Consider the following 15,883-nt stretch of genomic DNA (forward strand, 5'->3'; position numbering starts at 1 on the left):
CGCGAAACAACAAGATCGATCGTACCGTAAAGATTGCGGACGGCTCTAGGGACAGGGACCCGGGAAACAGGAAAATGAAGAATATTGGCGTCATCGGAGCAGGCCAGATGGGCTGCGGCATTGCACATGTTTCGGCACTCGCCGGCTACAAGGTGCAGATGTACGACCTTTCGAAGGATCGCATCGAGGCAGCGCTCGCCACCATCAACGGCAATCTTGCGCGCCAGGTCTCCAACAGCAAGCTTTCCGATGAGGAACGCACCGCTGCCCTCGCCCTCATTTCCGGCTCTTCCGACCTGAACGATCTGGCCGCCATGGACATGGTCATCGAGGCCGCGACCGAAGACGAAAGCGTCAAGCGCAAGATCTATGCGCAGGTCTGTCCTGTCCTGAAACCCGAAGCACTGCTGGCGACCAACACCTCGTCGCTGTCGATCACCCGTCTCGCGTCGGCCACCGACAGGCCGGAAAAGTTCATGGGTATACATTTCATGAACCCGGTGCCTGTGATGAAGCTTGTCGAGCTGGTGCGCGGCATCGCCACCGACGAGCCGACCTTCCGGGTTGCCAAGGACTATGTCGCAAAGCTCGAAAAGACCGCGACCGTCGCCGAAGACTTCCCGGCCTTCATCGTCAACCGCATCCTGTTGCCGATGATCAACGAGGCGATCTATACGCTGTATGAAGGCGTCGGTTCGGTCGAGGCAATCGATACCGCCATGAAGCTCGGCGCCAACCACCCGATGGGCCCGCTGCAGCTTGCCGACTTCATCGGCCTCGACACCTGCCTGTCGATCATGCAGGTTCTGCATGATGGCCTGGCGGATTCGAAATACCGCCCTTGCCCGCTTCTGGTGAAATATGTCGAAGCCGGCTGGCTCGGCCGCAAGTCCGGCCGCGGCTTCTACGACTACCGTGGCGAAGTGCCGGTTCCGACCCGCTGAGCCTGAATGGCCTGCTGTGAGCGCTCGCCAACGCGGCGCTCCAGCATCGTTTCGAACGCACTCCTGATCCGGTTGACATGGGGCGTCTTGTATTCGAAACCCTCGTTATGAAGGTGGATCAGCATCGAGGCATTCACTTCGAAGACCAGCACATTGCCGTCACGGTCGATCGAGCAGTCGATGCCGAAATAATCTAGCCCGATCCGGCGGCGGATCGCATCCAGCGCCGCCATGGCGTCAGCCCCGAAAACCTTGTCCGGGGCATTGAGGAAAGCCTCTTCCTCGCCCCGCATCCACTCAACGTCACCCATTCGGGTCGAGGCGTGATGGACCTTCCAGACATCGCCAATCGCCAGATGATAGGGCAGGATCTCGTCGCCGACGAAGACGAAGCGGTATTTGCGGAAATAACCGTCTGCCGAACTGTAATCGACGAAATCCGTCAGATAGAGATCGTGGCTTCGCGCCTCTTCCGCAAAACTGCGCAATGTCTCCGCGTCCGAAACAAGCTCCATCATGTCGCCGCCATGGGTGCCGGCGTGGCGAATGATCAGCGGGAAACTTGGGAGATCGCCGCGCTCAAGCCGCGCCAGCAATGCGCTGGACGATACGTGCACGGTCATCGGCATGCTCACGTCCGGCATGCCGGCAAGCCTTCGAGCGATCGCCTCGCGATCCGTGCCCAGAATGAGCTTCGGATGGTTGACGATCGGCGTCTCCAGCCCCTCGACCAGATGCGCCGCCTGCAGGATCGCATCCGGCCCGAGATCGGGTTCCGACACCAGATTGACGATGACATCGGCCGCACCATCCAGGAACGCCGGATCATAACCCTGCCCCGGCAGGACGATGATCATGTCCGCATCGAAACAGCCGTCCTGGATCAGGTCTTCATAGGGCGTATTGCCGGCGACCGGCGAAAACAGCATCAGCGCCCGAAATTTAGCCGGCTTTCGACCTGCCGGATAGCTTCTGACGATGCCCATGCGCGCGACTTCGCGGAAGCAGAAATGCGCCGCTTCGGAATTGCCGAGTGCCAGTTCAAGATTGCCGCACAGAAGCAGCGCTTCCTTGTTGGTCGGCTCGACACGCAGTGCCGCCTGCGCGCTGACTAGCGCCTGTTCGTTGAGCTTCGACGCCTTCAGCGCCAGCGCCTTGTTGTGTAGCCCGAGAAAATCCTCAGGTGCGAGCTGCAGGCCGCGGTCATAAGCCATGATCGCCTGATCGTTCCAGCCGGACTTCTGCATCAGCTCCGCCAGCCGGAACCACGACGACGACTGCACCTGCGCCAGCTTGCAGGCCGCGAGTGCTGCGGCGATCGCCCCTTGCATGTCGCCCAGACCTTCAAGAATCTCGCTTTTCTTGATCATTGCCGGCGCCAGCTGGTCGTTCAGCGCAATCGCCCGGTCGAGATTTTCCAACGCCTCGTCGAACCGGCCAAGCTCGGCCAGAACAACCCCGCCACGAAACCAGCCTTCCGAATTGCCCGGATTGAGAGAAATCATCTGCTCGTAACATTGTAGTGATCGCTGATGTTTCCCGGCAGTCAGTAGGGCCATGCCGAGGCCGCCAAGCGCCTTGAGATCGGCGGGATTGATACCGAGAGATGCTTCGAACCACTCGATCGCATCCTCCGGCCGGTCGGCCTGCAGTAACATGAAGGCCAGCATATCGCAGGCCATCGGCACCCGCCGCACCCGCTGCCTCTCGGCAAGCAGCACGTCGATCGCTGCCCTGACCTGCCCGGAATCCATGAGTTCCGAAGCGTTTTTGAAAACGGAAAGCAACACGGAGACGTCATCGGACGCGTGTGCGGGGGATAGGCTCATGGGACCGGCTTTGGACAGGGTGGTTAGCGCACGAGACGTGAAAACCGGCCCTTGTTCCGGCTTTTCACGAATCGGCCCTGGGGTCCGCTTCGGGACGCGAGGGTCGTGCGCTCAGCGAAGACCCTCGTCACTGCGCTTGCCAATGCGGCAAAGTGAATCAAAAACTACGGGCTGCAGAAATCAAAGCCTTCGCGTCCGGGCTGTCCCAGGCGGCGGGACCGTTCATCGCCGAGATGAGACAGCCCTTCTTGTCGATGACCAGCGTCGCCGGCAGGCCGAAGGCCAGCCCTTCCTTCTTCAGCGAATTAAAGACGCCCATCGAGCTGTCGCGGTAATAACCGAGCTTGTCGACGCCATATTCCGCCAGGAAGGCCTTCGGCTTCTCGTCGTTGCCGGTATCGATGTTGACCGCCACGACCTCGAAGTCGTTAGCCCCCATATCCCGCTGCAGCGCGTTCAGCGCCGGCATCTCTTCGCGGCAGGGGCCGCACCAGGTGGCCCAGAGGTTCAGGAGCACCGTCTTGCCGGCAAAATCCGCCGTCTTCAGGTCCTTGCCGTCCGGCCCCTTGAAGGCGAGATTGAGCGGCCTCGGCGGCTGCGCGGCGACCATTGCTGCCACCTGCCCCTTGGAAAGCTGCGAGACCGATTTCACCGTCTCCACCGCCCCTTCGCAGGCGCCGGAAGATGCGGCCATCAGGTCGCCCGTACCATTGCCAGACCCCGTATTCGTCACGTATACCGCCACGGCGCCGGCGAGAATTCCCGCGACGGCCGCAATCACGATCAATCTGGCGGTAGGAAGGCCGAAGGGTCTTTTGGTCGTCATCAACTTCTCCAGGACTTGAGATCACATGGCCGACGGCACGAAGGACGCGACATCCTCCAACCAGATGTGGGGCGGACGCTTTGCCTCGGGGCCGGATGCGATCATGGAGGAGATAAATGCCTCGATCGGTTTCGACAAGAAGCTCTATGCCCAGGATATCCGCGGCTCTATAGCGCATGCGACCATGCTGGCCGAAAAAGGCATCATTTCGCACGAAGATAAAGACAAGATCGTTCAAGGCCTGAACACGATCATGTCAGAGATCGAAAGTGGCCAGTTCGAATTCTCCCGCAAGCTCGAAGACATTCACATGAATGTCGAGGCGCGGCTCTCGACGCTGATCGGCCCCGCCGCCGGCCGCCTGCACACCGCCCGCTCGCGCAACGACCAGGTGGCGCTGGATTTCCGCCTCTGGGTCAAGGAAGAACTCGCCAAGACGGAAACGATGCTGACCGCCCTGATCGGCGCCTTCCTAGACCGCGCCGAAGAACATGCCGAAACGGTCATGCCCGGCTTTACCCATCTGCAGACCGCCCAGCCGGTCACCTTCGGCCATCACTGCATGGCCTATGTGGAAATGTTCGGCCGTGACCGCGCCCGCGTGCGCCACGCCATCGACCATCTCGACGAAAGCCCGATCGGTGCCGCAGCGCTGGCCGGCACGCCCTACCCGATCGACCGCCACATGACAGCAAAGGCGCTCGGCTTCCGCGAACCGACCCGCAACTCGATCGACACGGTTTCCGACCGTGATTTCGCGCTGGAATTCCTCTCCGTCGCAGCGATCTGCGCTGTGCATCTCTCGCGCCTCGCCGAAGAAATCGTCATCTGGTCGACACCGCAATTCGGTTTCGTGCGCCTCTCCGACGCCTTCTCCACCGGCTCGTCGATCATGCCGCAGAAGAAGAACCCGGATGCCGCCGAACTGGTGCGCGCCAAGACCGGCCGCATCAACGGCTCGCTGGTGGCGCTTCTGACCGTGATGAAGGGCCTGCCGCTCGCCTATTCCAAGGACATGCAGGAAGACAAGGAACAGGTCTTCGACGCTGCTGAAAACCTGGAACTGGCGATCGCCGCCATGACCGGCATGATGCGCGACATGACCATCCGCGCCGACAAGATGCGCGCCGCCGCCGGCGCGGGTTTCTCGACCGCCACCGACCTCGCCGACTGGCTGGTGCGCACCATCGGCCTGCCCTTCCGCGAAGCCCATCACGTAACCGGCCATGCCGTGGCGCTGGCCGAGAAGAAAGGCTGCGACCTTTCCGAGCTAACGCTCGAAGAACTTCAGGCCCTGAATCCGGCGATCACCGACGCGGTGTTCAAGGTGCTTTCCGTCGATGCCTCCGTCGCCAGCCGCCAGAGCTTTGGCGGCACGGCCCCGTCGGAGGTCCGCAAGCAGATCGCCTGGTGGCGCGGCCGCAACTAGCAGGCTCCGGAAAAGTGTTCTGCGGTTTCCGATCGAAGCCTGTAGCAGAACAAAAATGACGGAAACTGTTCACCGGAATAATGACTGCACAAGCGCGCGGAACTTCGCTATGACAGTTCCGCACTCGTGCTGGAGATAGGTTTGAAGAGCATGTCTAACTCGCTGGTCAAAATTGCCCGCATCACCTTTGCGCTGACGCTTGGCTGCGCCGTTGTCGTCGGCTGCGGCCGCAAGGGCGATCTCGACCGTCCGAGCACGCCGCTGGAGCAGCAGAACATCCGCAAGAACGTCAAACCGGGAGAGCGAAAAGCCGAGCCGGTTGCCGAAAAGCCGTTCCTTCTCGATCCGCTTCTGTAATCCCCGAGTTTTGCCGTGAACCATTTCCACTATATCGACGGCGTGCTGCACGCCGAAAACGTCGCCATCCCGGAAATCGCCAAGGCGGTCGGCACGCCGTTCTACGTCTATTCGACCGCCACGCTGGAGCGCCATTACAAGGTGTTCGCTGCGGCGTTTTCGGATGTGGACGCCATGGTGTGTTACGCCATGAAGGCGAATTCCAACCAGGCGGTGCTGAAGACGCTCGGTCGTCTCGGCGCCGGCATCGACGTCGTCTCCGGCGGCGAACTGCGCCGCGCGCTGGCGGCCGGCATTCCGGCAAGCCGCATCATGTTCTCCGGCGTCGGCAAGACCGTAGCCGAGATGGACTTCGCGCTTTCTGCGGGCATCTACTGCTTCAACGTCGAGTCCGAGCCGGAACTGGAAGTCCTGAACCTTCGCGCCGTCAAGATGGGCAAAAAGGCTCACGTCTCCTTCCGCATCAATCCGGATGTCGATGCCGGCACCCATGCCAAGATTTCGACCGGCAAGAAGGAAAACAAGTTCGGCATCGCCTATGACAAGGCGCGGGAAATATACGCCCATGCAGCCAAGCTTCCCGGCATCGATGTCACCGGCATCGACATGCATATCGGCAGCCAGATCACCGAACTGCAGCCCTTCGACCACGCCTTCCGCCTGCTGCGGGAACTGGTCGAGACGCTGCGCGGCGACGGCCACCGCATCGACCATGTCGATATCGGCGGCGGCCTCGGTATTCCCTACAAGGACGACAACAACCCGCCGCCGCTGCCGGATGCCTATGCCGAAACAGTCAAGCGCCAGCTGCGCTCGCTGAACTGCAAAATCGTTACCGAGCCCGGCCGCCTGATCGTCGGCAATGCCGGTATCCTGGTGACCGAGGTCATTTACGTGAAGGATGGCGGCGAGAAGACCTTCGTCATCGTCGACGGCGCGATGAACGACCTGATCCGCCCAACGCTCTACGACGCCTATCACTCGGTCCGCCCGGTCGTCATGCCAGTCGCCGACGCGCCGCGCATCAAGGGTGATGTGGTCGGCCCCGTCTGTGAAACCGGCGACTATCTGGCGCTCGACCGCGAGATGGCCGAACCGAAGCCGGGCGACTTGATCGCGGTGTCTTCCGCCGGTGCCTACGGCGCCGTGCAGGCCGGAACCTACAATACCCGTCTGCTGGTGCCGGAGGTTCTGGTCAAGGGTAACGACTTCCACGTGATCCGCCCGCGCGGCACTTACGAAGAGCTGATCGGCCTCGATTCCGTACCCGCCTGGCTTGCGTGAACCGCTAACGCCACGTTCACTTTTGCGGGAAACGACCTGAAATATGGGGGCGAATGCCCCCTTCCCCTCGTCTTCGCCACAAAGCTTGTTATCTTTACAGCTTGATTTGCGCCGCCACGACTGGAGACGGACCGCATGAGCTTGACCCGCAAAGGTGCCTTCGAACAGCATCCCGCGCTTGCCCGCCGTGTGGCGCTGAAACGCTCCTTCGCCCGGATCGTCCTGTTCTTCGAACGAATTTTGCCGCTGCTATTGGCACCGCTCGGCATCGCGGCGCTCTTCCTGTCGGCCTCGTGGTTCGGCATTTTCCGCATCGTGCCGGATTGGGCCCGCTGGATTCTGGTCGGCGGTTTCGCTTTCGCCTTCGTTTATTCCATTCTGCCTTTCACCCGGCTTCGCTGGCCGGAGGCACAAGACGCAGACCGTCTGCTCGAAGAACGCAACAACCTGCCCCACCAGCCGGTCGCCGTGCAGGAAGACCAGCCGGCATTCGAGACACCATTTTCCCGCGCGCTGTGGAAAGAACACCAGATCCGCATGGCGGAGCGCATCGCAGCACTCGATGCAGGCTTGCCGCAGCCCGATATCGCCAGGCACGACCGGTTTGCACTGCGCGCCATCCCCGCCCTCGTTTTCGTCGTGGCGCTTGGCTACTCCTTCTCGAATGGCGGCGGTTCGCCTGTAGATGCCTTCCGCCCTGCGCCGCCGGCGCCGAGCATCAATCCCGACCTGCGCATCGACGCCTGGCTGACGCCGCCGTCCTATACCGGCAAGGCCCCGGTCTTCCTGACCGGCCAGCAGGCGACAACCGTTGCCCACGATGTCTCCGTACCGCAGAACTCGGCCCTCACCGTGCGCGTCACTGGCGGCGAAGGCGGCGAGGCGGTGGTCTTCGCTCCGAAAGCCGGCGGCGAAACCGTCACGCTGATGACCGAAGAAGCCAAAAAGGCGGCTGAGGCCGCTGCCAAGCCACCGGAACAGAAGAATGGCACGCCTGCGGGCCAGCAAGCCGCTGCACCGCAACAGCCGCCAAAGCCTGCGGCGCCGCAACAGGCAAACCAGCCCCTCGCTCCCCGCAACTATGCCCTGAACATCGGTGAAAGCGGCAGCCTGACGGTCAACGGTCAGACCTGGGCTTTCGACGTCATCCCCGATCGCCCGCCGGAAATCGCCTTCGACGGCCAGCCGCGCCGTTCGGTCAATGGTGCGCTGGAGATCGGCTTTACGGCCAAGGACGATTACGGGATCCGCGAGGCGCATGCGCTGATCGAGCCGGTCGGCCCGGTCGATCCCGCCGCCAAGCCGCTTTATCCGCTGCCGGATTATCGCCTCGATCTGCCGCGCCAGAACAACGGCAAGGAAGCCAAGGGTGTCACCAGCCGCAACCTCACCGAACACCCGCTCGCGGGAAAACGCGTCCGCATCACGCTTGTCGCCAAGGACGGTGCCGGCCAGACCGGCCGCAGCCCGAGCCACGAAGTCACGCTGCCGGCGCATGGGTTCACCGAACCGCTGGCCGCAGCCGTTGCCGAAGAACGGCAGGTTTTTGCGCTGGACACCCGCCAGATGCCGAAGGCAATCGCGCTCAACGAGGCGCTGGCCATCCGTCCCGACGAGACCATTCCGAACCTCAGCCACTTCCTGCTGATCCGCTCGGCACTCGAGCGCATGAAGCTTGCCCGCAACGAGGAGCAGCTGAAGGATACCGCCGCCTATCTCTGGGAAATCGCCCTCGGCATCGAGGACGGCGACCTGTCACAGGCCGAGAAGCGGCTACGCGACGCCCAGAAAAACCTCGCCGACGCACTCCAGAACAAGGCATCCGACCAGGAAATCGCCCGGTTGATGAAGGAACTGCGCGAGGCGATGCAGGAGTTCATGAACGAACTGGCGCAGCGCATGCAGAACGCGCCGCAGTCGCAGAACAACATGCAGGCGCAGAACGTCATCCGCCAGCGCGACTTGCAGAACATGATGGACCAGATCGAAAACCTGGCCCGTTCCGGCAATCGCGATGCTGCCCAGCAAATGCTGAACGAGCTGCAGCGGATGATGAACAACCTGCAGGCCGGCCGCCCGCAGCGCGGTCAGCAGGGCCAGCAACAGCAGCAGAACAGCCAGATGCGCCAGCAGATCGACAAGCTCGGCGAGATCATGCAGGAACAGCAGCGGCTGATGGACCAGACCTTCAAGCTGGACCAGGCGCTGCGCGACCGCATGCAGCGCGGCAATCCCCAGCAGGGCCAGCAGCAAGGTCAGCAACAGCAGGGGCAACAACAACAGGGCCAGCAGCAGCAAGGTCAGCAGGGCCAACAAGGTCAGCAGAACACCGACCAGATGACCGCCGAACAGCTGCGCGAGGCGCTGAAGAACCTGCGCGCACAGCAGGAAGGCCTCGGCAAGAAGCTGCAGGAACTGCAGAAGGGCCTGAAGGAACTCGGCATGCAGCCCGGCGAAGGTTTCGGCCAGGCAGAACGCGAAATGGGCAATGCCGGCAAGTCGCTCGGCGAAGGCCAGGGCGAACAGGCCGTCGAAGGTCAGGGCAAGGCGCTGAACGCGCTGCGCCAGGGCGCCCAGAACATGATGCAGCAGATGATGCAGGCCATGCAGGGTCAGCAAGGCCAACAGGGTCAGGGCCGCGACGGCCAGGGAGAGAGCATGGCCAACCAGGGTGGCCAGAACGGCCGCGACCCGCTCGGCCGTCCGCGCTCGACCTCAGGCCCGGATTTCGGCGATCAGGTGAAAGTGCCTGATGAAATCGATGTGCAGCGGGCACGAGAAATTCTCGATGCGATCCGCAACCGGCTGGGCAATGCGCTGTCGGGCGATATCGAGCGGCAATATCTGGAGCGGTTGCTGGATATTCGGTGAGGTGTGAGACACCGAGTCTCTTGGCGCGAACTTGAATTTGGCAGCTACTGGCGACGCGGGAAGCTTGCCCCTCATCCGCCTGCCGGCACCTTCTCCCCGTTCTGACGAGGAGAAGGAAGTGAGCCGCACCGCCGTCCCCAATCTCAACGGCGAGCTGGGCACATCCCCTCTCTCCGCGTGCGGGGAGAGAGTTAGGGTGAGGGGCATCTTCCTACAGAATTAATCCCTTAAGCCGCCCGCGATCCCTCTTCCGCCAGCGCCCTTGCAACGGCCCGGCGAATATCCGGCAATGCAAACGGCTTCTGCACCACGTCGACGATCTTGATGGCGAGATCGTCCGCCCGTTCTCGCTGCTCGGCATAACCGGTCATCAGCAGGATTTTCATCTCCGGAAATCTGACGGAAGCCTGGTGGGCGAGTTCGATGCCGTCCATGACCGGCATGCGGATATCGGACAGCAGCAGGTCGAACGAGCCTTCGCTCAGCTTTTCGAGGCCTTCGGCGCCGTCGCCGGCCTCATGCGTTTCATGTCCGTCCAGGCGCAGTGCGCGGGCGACGAACATGCGGAGCGAATCTTCATCCTCGGTAATCAGGATTTTTGCCACGGCGATTGTTGCTCCCTGTCATGCTTTGTATTGGGAGCAAATCACCAGACTTTCCTTGTCGAGGAGTAAACACCGGGCCGGAGCGACCCGGCATGGTTAACGCCCCGTGTCCGGATCAGGCCATACCCGATCCGGAGCGATCCACTCAGGCATCGCCGGTAACGACACCGACAAAGGGCAGTTCGCGGAAGGCGTAGGCGACATCCATGCCGTAACCCACGACGAAATAGTCGGGGCATTCGAAGCCGACATAATCCGCCTCGAGCTCTTCCTTGCGCTTCACCTTCTTGTCGAGAAGCACGGCGAGCGAGACATGACGCGCGCCACGCTCATAGAGCATTTCCTTGGCGAATTTCAGCGTCCGGCCCGATTCGAGAATATCGTCGATCAGCAGAACGTCTCGGTCCTTCACGTCGCTGTCGATATCCTTGACGATGCGCACACCCTGCGAAACCGTGCCGGTGCCGTAGCTGGACAGCGTGATGAACTCGACCTCAGGCGCCAGGCCGACATCGTGCAGCGCGCGCAGAAGGTCGGCGGCGAAGATGAAGGATCCCTTGAGGATCGCGATGACGAGCAGGTCGTTGGTCGGGCCGGTGGCGATCTGCGCCGCGATTTCGCGGTTGCGCTCGGCAATCTGATCTGGGGTGTAAAGCGGCTCAATGATCTTGCCGCGCACGACGGGCATGAGGTTCTCCTGCGTGTCCGTAAAAAGTCCCGATAGCACAGACCGCAGGAGAAGAGAAAGGTTCAGGCGCCCCGTTCGGCCAGCGAGAGCCTCAAATCCGGCAGTTTTCCACCGGGATGCGGCACACGGGCCGAGAAACCGCGGCTGTGACCACCGGCGATCGCGAAGGACGGCGGCGAGATCAGGGTCGAGGCGACGACATCCTTTCCCGACATCAGGTCGGCGCGGATCGACGGCATGGCAAGGCTTGCCCCGGTGCGGTTTTCGACGATGCCGTTGATCAGCAGGATTTTCATGCCATTGGCATCCTGCTGCGTCATCGTCACATGGGTGATGTCGAGCACAGGGCCGGCAGAAACCGTATCGGTACCGCTGAACAGGAAGGAAAACCCGCCAGCAAGGCTGAAGACCGCAACGAAGAGAACAGCAACGACTGCCGAGAAGAAATCGGCGGAAAGACGCGAGAGCGCGCCTTCTGCGGCAGCGACCGCACGTTCCGTAAACGTCCCGCCAGCCGTGTTTTCCCGGCGGTTATCATTGTGGGAACGCGGGCGGGCCGTCCGCCGCGCCGAGGCATTCATGGTCACGAATTGGGCATCCACCACTTCGCCGCCGCGGCGAAAAGCGCGCGCGACCCGGCCGGATGGATCCGGCGGAAGGATGTCCATGCGGATGACCGTCTTGCCTTGCTGGCTGCGGAAGCTGCTCATGGGGCCCTCTTCGGCCCGTTTTCCCCTTGTCTTCGGAGATCCGGGCATTGAAACGAATCCCCTCCAGTCGTAAATTCAAATGGTTAATGCTTCGCAAACGCGGCCTGAAATCAGCCCTTTTCCGCGCGCTATTTACGGTTCGTTTACTCGGGTCGTTAAGAGATAACGGGCACCACGAGTCTGAAAGTCAGGGACTGGGTCATCCGTTGATTCACTTCGAAAATGTCGGTCTGCGTTATGGGATGGGCCCGGAGATTCTCCGGGACATGACCTTCGATATCCCCAAACGCTCTTTCCAGTTCCTGACGGGCCCGTCGGGTGCGGGCAAGACGACGCTGCTGCGCCTGCTGTTCATGTCGCTGCATCCGACCCGCGGCATCATCCACATGTTCGGCCGCGACCTGTCGCAGATCCCGCGCAGCGAACTACCGATGCTGCGCCGCCGCGTCGGCATCGTTTTCCAGGATTTTCGCCTGCTCGACCATCTGACGACCTATGAGAACGTCGCCCTGCCGTTGCGCGTACGCGGCAAGGAAGAAAGCAGCTATCGCAACGATGTGCTCGAACTGCTGAAATGGGTCGGGCTCGGCGAACGTATCAACGTGCTTCCGGCCGTACTTTCCGGCGGCGAGAAGCAGCGCGCCGCAATCGCCCGCGCGCTGATGGATCGCCCGGAGATCCTGCTTGCCGACGAGCCGACCGGCAATGTCGATCCGCCGATGGCCCGGCGCCTTCTCAATCTGTTCATGGAGCTCAACCGGCTCGGCACGGCGGTGGTGATCGCCACCCACGATCTGGCCCTGATGGACCAGGTGGATGCGCGCCGGATGATCCTCACCGAAGGGCGGCTCGATATCTATGAATGAGCTGAGCCGTCCGAAAGCCGCCAGGGCCGCCAAACCTAAAACCCCACAAAAGGGGCCGCCCCAGGCTGAACCGGCGCAGAAGCAGCCGCGCCGGGCGGAAATGCGGGTGCGGCCGACGGCACCGATCCTGCCGCCTTCGAATATCCAGGGCAATGCGCTGATGGTGGTGATCGCCATCATGGCTTTCCTCGCCTGCCTCACCTTCGGCGCCGTCACCATGGTGCGCGCCACGGCTTCTAGCTGGCAGAGTCAGATTTCCCGCGAGATTACCATCCAGATCAAGCCGGAAGACGGGCTGGACATGGATGCGGCGCTGAAAAAGGCCCGCGATCTGGCGCTGACCTTCGTCGGCACCCGCGAAGGCACGATCATGGACGAGACCGCCACGGCCCGACTGCTGGAACCCTGGCTCGGCACGGGCCTGAACCTTGCCGACCTGCCGGTGCCACGCCTCGTCATCATCACCATCGACGAACAGAACCCGCCGGATTTCAACGGCATGCGGGCGCAGCTGAAAACCGCGATCCCGCAGGCCTTCCTGGACGATCACCGCACCTGGGTCGACCGCCTGGTCTCCATGGCGCACACGACGGTGCTGATCGGCACCGGCGTTCTGGTGCTGGTGTTCACGGCGATGATCCTGACCGTCATCTTCGCGACGCGCGGCGCGCTGTCGGGCAACCGGCATATCGTCGAGGTGCTGCATTTCGTCGGTGCCGAAAGCTCTTTCGTGGCAAGCGAATTCCAGAAACATTTTCTGAAAATCAGCATGAAGGGCTCGGCCGCAGGCGGCGCGCTGGCAGCCTTGCTCTTCGCCGCCGCCAATATCTGGCAGTCCAATTCGCTGGCGACGCCGGAAAGCGATCAGGCGACCGCGCTGTTCGGTACTTTCACCATCGGCGTCACCGGTTATCTCGGCATTTTCGCCACGATGATCGTCATCGCGCTCTTAACGACACTGACCGCCCGTTTCACCGTAATGCGTACGATCGACGAGATCGACCTGATCCGGTCCGATCCGGCGCGTTCCGACGGATTGCCGGCTTCTTGAACCTGACATCTTCGCCCTCTATTTTGGCCCTGTTCTCGCCACGAATCTCCGGCTAAGGACAGACATGACACCGGCCAACACGACACCTGAAGACGGATCGGATCGCGATGCGCAATCGGCATCAGGCGGTTTGTTCTCGCGCAGGGGTCGGCTCAGATGGGCAGCGCGACGCCTGTTCATCGCCGGTATGCTGGTGCTGGCGGTGCTTTTCGGCGGTTTTTTATGGTTCGCCAATGCCGTGAGTTCGCTGAAAGCCCCGGACGGCGTCAAGGCCGACGCGATCGTGGTGCTGACCGGCGGATACCTGCGCATCGAGCAGGCGCTCGGCCTGTTGCGCGACGGCGCTGGAAAACGGCTGCTGATTTCCGGCGCGCATCCATCCACCACCCCGACCCAGATCCGCAAGGTGACGGCCGCTTCGCCCGACCTTTTCAAATGCTGCGTCGATATCGGTTACGATGCGATCGACACGATCGGCAATGCCAACGAGATCAGCCGCTGGATCAGGGATCACGGCTACAGATCCGTGCTTGTGGTCACCAACAACTACCATATGCCGCGCAGTCTGCACGAATTGCGCCGCGCTGATCCACAAACGGAATTCATCCCCTATCCAGTGATCAACTCCGATCTCACCCGCAAAGCCTGGTTTGCCGATCCGGACGTGTTGCGCACCATGCTGTCCGAATATGGCAAGGTCGTGCTGGCGACGATGCGCGACTGGTTCGGCATCTATCGCGGCAGCGGGTTGCGGACCGAGGAAGCGCCCCAAGCCGCCGCAAAATCCGCCCCTTGATTGCGGCAGGCCTGTCGATTCTTTTCCCGCACCTGCATGCTGCAAAGCTTTTTTCCGGCGGCAATCTCGTGTAGTCAGGGCGCATCCAAAGGGAATTCCGCCTCATGCTGCTTCTGCGTTCGGTCCTGTTCAACATCGCCTTCTACACGAACCTGATCGTCCGGATGATCGTGCTGAGCCCGATCTATTTCCTGCTGCCGCGCAAGAAGGCTTTCGGCATCCCGAAAGCCTGGGCCGCCTCCAACAACTGGCTGATGGCCAAGATCGTCGGCGCCACCTTCGAGATCGAGGGCATGGAAAACATTCCCGAAGGCGGCTGCATCTTCGCACCGAAACACCAGTCGGCCTGGGATACGTTTGCCCTGCTGCCTTACCAGCGCGACCCGGTCTATATCCTCAAGCGCGAACTGATGTGGATTCCGCTATTCGGCTGGTATGTCGCCAAGCAGCGGATGATCCCGGTCAATCGCGGCGCCCGCGGCAAGGTCATGGTCGATGTGATGAAGCGCACCAAGCAGGAGATGGATAACGGCCGCCAGCTGATCATCTACCCGGAAGGCACCCGCCGCCCGCCGGGTGCCGAACCCGCTTATCGCTACGGCATCGCCCGCATCTATCGCGACATCCAGGTGCCGGTCGTTCCGATCGTCGCCCATTGGGGCCTTTTCTGGGGCCGCCGCAAGCTGATCAAGCATCCCGGCAAGTTCAAGGTCCGCATCCTGCCGGCCATCCAGCCGGGCATGGATCCGGATGCGTTCTACGCGCATCTGATCGAGACGCTGGAGACGGAAAGCGACAGGCTGCTGGTGGAAACGGTCGCGGCCAACCCCCATCTGCCGCTGCCGCCGACAGCGGCGAAACGGCTGGCGGAGTTGAAGGGGCAGAGCACAATCTGAATTTTTGGTACCACCTGAATTCGTGGCATGCCCCTCACCCTAACCCTCTCCCCGTTCTGACGGGGAGAGGGGACGTGCCTCAAGCAACGTTAGAGATTGAACGCAACGGCGCGGCGTATGTCCTTCTCCCCGCAGGCGGGGAGAAGGTGCCCGGCAGGGCGGATGAGGGGCAGACGCCACCCCTCAAGCCGCCACAGCCGCCCCGACCCCTTCCAGCCACAAATCCCTGATCCCCATCTCTTTCAGATGCGCCAGCGTATTGAACACATAGGCATCGTTCGGCCCCGACTGCCCGACCGAGCTTCTGACCACCTCGGCCGCCCGCTCCACGGCCAGCGCCCCGGCATATTGCATATGCCCGCGATCGACGACATAGCCCACGGCCCTCGCCTGCCGCCCATCGCTCAACGACACCGGTAAGATCCGTTCCAGATAGACGCTGGTGACCAGCTCCCGCCGTCGCAGATAATCCAGCACATCCTCGCGCTTCTCCAGGCTCACCCGAAAAGCGACGCCGCGGCAGGAGCCGCCACGGTCGAGCCCCAGCACCAGCCCCGGATGATCCGGCGTGCCGCGATGCACATGCGACCAGACACAGAGGGAGCGGCGAAAACCGAAAGCGCGGGCGGGCATTTTCTCTTCAAACGCAAAGCCCGGATTCCACATCAGCGAGCCGTAGCCAAACACCCAAAATTCGTCCATATCGCCAGTCATATCATTCGGCACGCACA

Annotated in this window: 15 protein-coding genes; 9 read left to right on the forward strand and 6 right to left on the reverse strand. The window is 62.0% G+C overall.

Annotated features, from left to right (window positions below; genetic code table 11):
- The first annotated feature begins 74 nt into the window (after positions 1–74).
- The gene (locus KX729_RS20415; RefSeq protein ID WP_219744336.1) at positions 75–944 is read left to right on the forward strand and encodes a 3-hydroxybutyryl-CoA dehydrogenase; all 870 of its coding nucleotides are present in this window, start codon (positions 75–77) and stop codon (positions 942–944) included.
- On the opposite strand, the gene KX729_RS20420 is transcribed toward KX729_RS20415, so the two are convergent.
- Together KX729_RS20420 and tlpA are read right to left on the reverse strand one after the other, a co-directional pair.
- Entirely contained in the window at positions 911–2,734 is a 1,824-nt protein-coding gene (locus tag KX729_RS20420; protein ID WP_219744337.1) for a tetratricopeptide repeat protein, read from the reverse strand. The two genes, KX729_RS20415 and KX729_RS20420, sit on opposite strands and share 34 nt — an antisense overlap.
- A gap of 196 nt (positions 2,735–2,930) precedes the next feature.
- Complete coding sequence (tlpA, locus tag KX729_RS20425; RefSeq protein WP_219744338.1) at positions 2,931–3,599, reverse strand: thiol:disulfide interchange protein TlpA; 669 nt, start codon at positions 3,597–3,599, stop codon at positions 2,931–2,933.
- 25 nt (positions 3,600–3,624) lie between these two features.
- Between tlpA and argH the strand changes: the two genes are divergently transcribed.
- The 4 genes from argH (at position 3,625) to KX729_RS20445 (ending at position 9,540) form a co-directional block, all read left to right on the forward strand.
- On the forward strand, positions 3,625–5,028 hold the full coding sequence (gene argH, locus KX729_RS20430) for an argininosuccinate lyase (RefSeq protein WP_219744339.1): 1,404 nt from the start codon (positions 3,625–3,627) through the stop codon (positions 5,026–5,028).
- Positions 5,029–5,178: 150 nt separating this feature from the next.
- A complete protein-coding gene (lptM, locus tag KX729_RS20435) occupies positions 5,179–5,385 on the forward strand; it encodes an LPS translocon maturation chaperone LptM (RefSeq protein WP_219744664.1) in 207 nt (68 codons plus the stop codon).
- Between the two features lie 15 nt (positions 5,386–5,400).
- Positions 5,401–6,669: a diaminopimelate decarboxylase gene (gene lysA, locus KX729_RS20440; RefSeq protein ID WP_219744340.1), complete on the forward strand. Its 1,269-nt coding sequence runs from the start codon at positions 5,401–5,403 to the stop codon at positions 6,667–6,669.
- 135 nt (positions 6,670–6,804) lie between these two features.
- On the forward strand, positions 6,805–9,540 hold the full coding sequence (locus KX729_RS20445; protein WP_219744341.1) for a TIGR02302 family protein: 2,736 nt from the start codon (positions 6,805–6,807) through the stop codon (positions 9,538–9,540).
- Positions 9,541–9,767: 227 nt separating this feature from the next.
- Here KX729_RS20445 and KX729_RS20450 read toward each other — a convergent pair whose 3' ends face one another.
- From KX729_RS20450 to KX729_RS20460, 3 genes are all read right to left on the reverse strand, one after another.
- Positions 9,768–10,145, reverse strand: coding sequence for a response regulator (locus KX729_RS20450; protein WP_219744342.1), 378 nt, complete (start codon positions 10,143–10,145; stop codon positions 9,768–9,770).
- A 145-nt stretch (positions 10,146–10,290) separates the two neighbouring features.
- Positions 10,291–10,833: a hypoxanthine phosphoribosyltransferase gene (hpt, locus tag KX729_RS20455; protein ID WP_219744343.1), complete on the reverse strand. Its 543-nt coding sequence runs from the start codon at positions 10,831–10,833 to the stop codon at positions 10,291–10,293.
- Between the two features lie 62 nt (positions 10,834–10,895).
- A complete protein-coding gene (locus KX729_RS20460; protein WP_219744344.1) occupies positions 10,896–11,543 on the reverse strand; it encodes a hypothetical protein in 648 nt (215 codons plus the stop codon).
- A gap of 206 nt (positions 11,544–11,749) precedes the next feature.
- Here KX729_RS20460 and ftsE point away from each other — a divergent pair, with 206 nt between their 5' ends.
- The 4 genes from ftsE to KX729_RS20480 all read left to right on the forward strand — a co-directional run bounded on the left by ftsE (position 11,750) and on the right by KX729_RS20480 (position 15,152).
- Positions 11,750–12,409, forward strand: coding sequence for a cell division ATP-binding protein FtsE (gene ftsE, locus KX729_RS20465; protein ID WP_219744345.1), 660 nt, complete (start codon positions 11,750–11,752; stop codon positions 12,407–12,409).
- Positions 12,410–12,509: 100 nt separating this feature from the next.
- On the forward strand, positions 12,510–13,460 hold the full coding sequence (locus tag KX729_RS20470) for a cell division protein FtsX (protein ID WP_219744665.1): 951 nt from the start codon (positions 12,510–12,512) through the stop codon (positions 13,458–13,460).
- Between the two features lie 64 nt (positions 13,461–13,524).
- Positions 13,525–14,256, forward strand: coding sequence for a YdcF family protein (locus KX729_RS20475; RefSeq protein WP_219744346.1), 732 nt, complete (start codon positions 13,525–13,527; stop codon positions 14,254–14,256).
- Between the two features lie 104 nt (positions 14,257–14,360).
- A complete protein-coding gene (locus tag KX729_RS20480; protein ID WP_219744347.1) occupies positions 14,361–15,152 on the forward strand; it encodes a lysophospholipid acyltransferase family protein in 792 nt (263 codons plus the stop codon).
- Positions 15,153–15,335: 183 nt separating this feature from the next.
- On the opposite strand, the gene KX729_RS20485 is transcribed toward KX729_RS20480, so the two are convergent.
- Positions 15,336–15,866, reverse strand: coding sequence for a gamma-glutamylcyclotransferase (locus tag KX729_RS20485; RefSeq protein ID WP_219744666.1), 531 nt, complete (start codon positions 15,864–15,866; stop codon positions 15,336–15,338).
- Positions 15,867–15,883: the final 17 nt, after the last annotated feature.

Source organism: Neorhizobium populisoli, from assembly GCF_019430945.1.
Lineage (GTDB): Bacteria > Pseudomonadota > Alphaproteobacteria > Rhizobiales > Rhizobiaceae > Neorhizobium > Neorhizobium populisoli.